This window comes from Acinetobacter pseudolwoffii (genome assembly GCF_002803605.1).
Classification (GTDB): domain Bacteria; phylum Pseudomonadota; class Gammaproteobacteria; order Pseudomonadales; family Moraxellaceae; genus Acinetobacter; species Acinetobacter pseudolwoffii.
This window is the reverse complement of record NZ_PHRG01000021.1, coordinates 1-2646: the sequence shown is the minus strand read 5'-3', so window position 1 is coordinate 2646 and position 2646 is coordinate 1. Positions and strand designations below refer to the sequence as shown.

Sequence of the window (2646 nt, the reverse complement as noted above, 5' to 3'; positions counted from 1 at the left end):
AGGCAAGTACTTAAATAAATGGCTTTTATCTTCTTTTAGCCAGGTGAAAAAGGCTTTGAAATTATTGAAATGAGAGCATTTGTACCAAATGGCAATAAAGCAGATTTCTGAAATTGTAAGTTGAGCAGTTCTGATTCTTAAGGAACCACGGTTTTGTTTGAGAAACTCCCAATAAGTTGATTCAAATTTAAGAAAAAATCATTAATTACGCTGAATAATTCGGTACTATTGAACATCAGGACTAGAGTTGTGAGTTTGGTGTGGTAACTCAACTGATGGCTCTAGTCCTCTTATTTTTCAAGTCAATTTCTTATCCGCGATTCGGGTTAATTAAGGATGCATAAGCTTCCTTTTTTATAGACAAATGTACAAGAAACAATACTATAACTTTACACTAGTTCTATCTGCATACCTTTGATTTATACTAGCCGGATAACATTACCGGCTTTAAATCAGTTTAGCGACTTTATGAACTTAAAGAAAAATAAAAGACAGCTTGTCTGGGGGTTAAATCTGCTTGCATCGATGATGTATGGCAGCTTTGCTCATGCGCAGAGCATCAGCTTTCAGGACGCTGAACGTCAGTTGTTGCAAAACTCTTATAGCAGCCAAGCCTATCAAAGTCTGGAGCAGGCTTCAAAACTTGAAGCTGAAGCAGTAAAAGGCGTAGGTCTGCCGCGTGTCGATCTGAATGTTCGTGCGTATGCCTTTCATAATGAACTCGATCTGCCTTTAGGTGCATTAAAAAATAATTTAGAGCAATCCTTAACGGATGGTGTCAATAATAGAATTGATGAACTGAACTTAGGTGATCTGGCTGACCCGCTAAAAAATAGTTTAAGACAACCTATTCAAAATGGAGTTGGCTTAATTCCTGATAGTTCGCATGTCGTGCTGGATGATCAGGTGATTCGCCCGACGGTTTCAGTCATGATGCCGCTTTATACCGGTGGACTGACAAGCAGCGCCAAAGAAATCGCCAATATTCAAGTAGGTCGTAGTCAGCTCAGCAACAAACAGCAGCAAGATACGCAGCGTTTTGAACTGATTCAAAGTTATTTCAATGTCCAGCTCCAAAAGCAACTGCATGCAGCAGCACTGTTTAACTTGAATGCCATGCAGCAGCATTATCGCAACGCCTTAAAGATGGAACAGCAAGGTTTTATCAGTAAAGGCCAGCGCATGCAATTTGAAGTGGCACGTAATAATGCCGAACGCAGCCAGCAAAACACACAAGCCAATTTGAATGCTGCGCTGTTCCAGCTGAATAATCTGCTTCAGGAAAGTAGCATCACCGAACTTTCGACGCCTTTATTTGTCAATAAAACCGAGCCACAGGCCTTAAATCATCTGCTAAAAACTTTTAGTCAGAACTCTGCGTTGATTCAAAAAATGCAGCTGGATACCCAATTGGCCCAAGCCAATGTCAAAGCCCAGCAAGCGGCAAAAAAACCGAATGTTTTTGCTTTTGGTGAATATAGTCTGGATCAAAATGAAAACTGGATTGTCGGAGTTGCCGCACGTTATAACCTGTTTTCCGGAATTGATAAAAACAAAAATATTCAGGCTGCCGAACTCAAACGCTCTGCTACAGAATTACTCACTGCACGCACCCAGCAAGAAATTGAAAATTTGATCTATAAATCTTATAGCGAAGCACTCAGCGCACAGCAAAGTGATGCGCTTCTGGCACAAAACTTGAAAGCCGCACAGGAAAATTTACGCATCCAAGAATTGTCTTTTAAAGAAGATATGGGCACCGCCACACAGGTCATCGATGCACAAAATATGCTGAGCGGACTACGAGCTGAAACTGCCTTGAATGCCTACAAATATGTGATGTCACTGGCCACCCTATTACAAAGCCATGGCTCGATTGCAGAATTTCCGAACTACATCCAACATACCAACACCCACTCTATTCGCTAATGGAGCCGAACATGAACGAAGATCAAAAATCCAATGATCCTGTGAATGAAGCGGCTTCATCCAGCGATACAGAAAAATCGCCTGCACAACAGGTAGAAACAAAAACTGAAATAGAAAATAACGCGACGACTTCCACCGAGCATGAAGAAGCTCCTGAAATCTCCAAAAAGAAAAAATATTTATTGCTCGCCCTGATTCCAGTTCTGCTGGCAGTCATCGCTTTTGGATTATGGAAAAGCTATCAACCCGCTCCGCTTGAATTGCAGGGTCGTGTAGAAGCTGAAACGGTTCAGGTGGCGACCAAAGTGCCAAGCCGTATTGAAGAAATTTATGTAGCAGAAGGTCAGCAGGTCAAAAAAGGCGATGTGCTGGTGCGCTTAAACAGCCCGGAAATTCAGGCCAAAAAACAGCAAGCTGTAGCGGCTTTGCAATCTGCGCTGGCCTTACAATCGACTGCTGAACGTGGCTCGCAGGAAGAAAATATCGCCAGCCTGTATGCCAACTGGCAATCGCTGAAAGCACAGCAAAATTTAACCAAAGTTTCTTATGAGCGTGGTGCAAATTTATTTAAGGAAGGTGTGATTTCACGCCAGCGCCGTGATGAATTGTATGCAGCCAGTCAATCAGCGGCACAAATGACAGAAGCAGCGTATCAGCAATACGCACGTGCCAAACGTGGCAGCACCTCGCAGCAAAAGAGTTCTGCCGATGCACAAG

At 42.7% G+C, this 2646-nt stretch carries 2 protein-coding genes and 1 pseudogene; 2 read left to right on the top strand and 1 reads right to left on the bottom strand.

Translation table 11 applies throughout. The annotated features are described in order from the left end of the window. A pseudogene (locus tag CWI32_RS14915) lies at positions 1-236 on the bottom strand (IS982 family transposase); the annotation flags it as partial. Positions 237-468: 232 nt separating this feature from the next. Between CWI32_RS14915 and CWI32_RS14910 the strand changes: the two are divergent. Both CWI32_RS14910 and CWI32_RS14905 read left to right on the top strand, forming a co-directional pair. Then, positions 469-1929 carry a TolC family protein gene (locus CWI32_RS14910; protein ID WP_005093777.1) on the top strand — a complete coding sequence of 487 codons (1461 nt, stop codon included), beginning with the start codon at positions 469-471 and terminating at the stop codon, positions 1927-1929. An 11-nt stretch (positions 1930-1940) separates the two neighbouring features. Beyond that, positions 1941-2646 (top strand): HlyD family secretion protein (locus CWI32_RS14905; protein ID WP_157799543.1); only part of this gene is annotated, 706 nt, incomplete at its 3' end.

Excerpts from the sequence above, each read along its gene's own strand:
- CWI32_RS14910 (WP_005093777.1), top strand. The coding sequence starts at position 469 with ATGAACTTAAAGAAAAATAAAAGACAGCTTGTCTGGGGGTTAAATCTG.